This is a genomic window from Vibrio makurazakiensis (assembly GCF_050337375.1).
GTDB classification, from domain to species: domain Bacteria; phylum Pseudomonadota; class Gammaproteobacteria; order Enterobacterales; family Vibrionaceae; genus Vibrio; species Vibrio makurazakiensis.
The window spans coordinates 1-2202 of sequence record NZ_JAKJSW010000391.1 but is presented as its reverse complement, the minus strand read 5'-3'; the positions used below and the strand labels follow the sequence as shown (position 1 = coordinate 2202).

The following is a 2202-nucleotide window of genomic DNA, read 5'->3' as shown; positions in this document are numbered from 1 at the left end:
ACAAAGAATAGATATGAGTTTATAGCTTAGTTATGCGAAGCAATAATCACTTCTTTGGAGTTGTAACTTCGGTTTTTCCTACAAATAATAAACAATACATCGTTTATTCCATTAGTCAACTGAATGCTATCCTTAAGTATAGAAGACAAGATTCATTCTAGTATGCGTTTGTTTTAAAAAGAGTAAAGTCTATAAATACAAAAACGGCCTCTAAATGAGACCGTTCTTTAATCAATAACCTGTGAGCTGCATAAAGCCGGTGGCTTCATGACTGCCGCTCGCATTTATGGGGCCTTCCCAATAAGGGATAACGAAAGGAAGCCACATGTCTCGCCTCACAATCCGAGTGGTAAGGTTAATGTCATATTCCTTTACATTGATGATCCATTGTAGAGGTAAGCGACGCCCGTTCATCAGTGTGGAGTTTTGAAGTGGTGTAATCGAAATATCTTTTTCTGTCAGCTGAATGACCTTACCTGAGCGAGTCGCTAAGGTACCGAAGACGTAGGGTAACTGTTGGTTGTGACGATAGCGGTTGATACTCAATGAACGCCCGTCATCGAGATTGAAGATAAACCAATCCCAGCCCTGTTGCCCTTCTCCTAGTAAACCACTTCCCCACTCTTTATGTAGCCAAGCATTTCCAGATACAGGGATTAATTTCCCATCAAGCTTAATTGAGCCAGATACGGCAAGGAAAGGTGCACTGAAATTGTATGAAGCGACAGGTAAAAGGTCATGTTTTTGTTGGTAGCCTTTATCACCATTGAACACATAAGGCCCTTTCGCATAAGTATTCAATGCTAGTTCAAATTTCTCAGTACTCGCTGACAATTGGCCAGGGAATGGTGTGCTGCTGAGTGAACGCCAGCTCCAGTTATCAATCCAGATCCTAAAGGGCTTATTGCTCATACCCGCTTGACCAATCCCCCCTCTCGCGAGACGCTGATCTTTCCACACACCGGACTTAGAGCTGATAACAACGTTAGCTATATAGAGTTGAGGGCTCTGCCAACCGGAAGTTTCTCGTTCATCCGTAGCGATGCGGAAGAAGCTCCACTGAATAGAGTATATTTCGCCTGACTCAGATTTAACTGACGCAAAGTAATGCCACCATTCATGCTGGAAATCTGGATGAAACTGAAAGTCATTAGGTAACGAAATAGTGCGGTCTGGTAACACAGGTTCAAACACCTGTTTATTTTCACTAATGAGTATCGCACTGACTTCATTAACGCCTTTGTTGCCCACATCTTTGATAAAAGAGTAATAGAAGCCCCACCCAATTAAAGCGAGAAGAGTACATGTAACCAGAACAGTTGAGACAATATTCACAAGAGAACGCTTAGACATATTACAGAGCATCCCTTAGTGATTTCATTGGCGTATTCCGGATCATTCGTAATACAGGTAGTGCACCAGCCAACATCAATGCCCCCATAGCCCAACTGAAGGTGACTAAATAATCCCATGGGATAACTTGCAACCCTAATGACCAACCAAAGGACTGTTTAATCACGATATCTACTATCAAGCTCGCTAACGCCAAGCCTAAAGGTATGGCTATAATGGATGCTATCAAGCCAAATACAAATAGTTGCAGGCCACCAATAACGATCAGTTCTTTACCAGACATCCCTAAACATCTAAGTAATGATATATGCCGCTGACGCGAAATTTCTCCAGCGATGCTCGCAAAGAAAATACCAAAAACAGCGATCACTAACGTGATGTTACCTAGTGTATCCGCAATAGCAAACGTGCGGTCAAACACTCGCATGGCTTGATTATGGATATTATTGTTGTCGTAAATTCGTTCTGAATTTAGCCTAAATACATTTTCCAATCGTTGCCTTAGGCCTTGAGGGTTTACGTTGTCTTCTAAGACAATCCCTAAACCAACATTGCCTTTACCAGCAAAGCCAAATAACCAATTACGATGTGACATCATGACCTGATGATAAGGATTACCATAGTCATAATACACTCCGACGACTTGCCAGCCCGAGCCTAGTGAATCATATAAATCGATATAGTCACCTGGTCTTATCCCAAGCTTCAGAGACATCGACTCACTGATCATCACACCTTTTGAATGGTGTAAATGGTACCAATAGTTTGGAATCCCAAGCTTAATGGTTAGGGCATCCAATTCACCTTCCGAAGCTCCGGTACTCACGACTTGAATACTGCCTTTAGGTG

At 42.3% G+C, this 2202-nt stretch carries 2 protein-coding genes; both read right to left on the bottom strand.

What is annotated here, in order from left to right; genetic code table 11:
- Positions 1-231 precede the first annotated feature (231 nt).
- Positions 232-1353, bottom strand: a complete 1122-nt coding sequence (locus L4C33_RS21775; RefSeq protein WP_428814472.1) for a lipocalin-like domain-containing protein — start codon at positions 1351-1353, stop codon at positions 232-234.
- Between the two features lies 1 nt (position 1354).
- Positions 1355-2202 (bottom strand): ABC transporter permease (locus L4C33_RS21770; protein ID WP_428814471.1); only part of this gene is annotated, 848 nt, incomplete at its 5' end.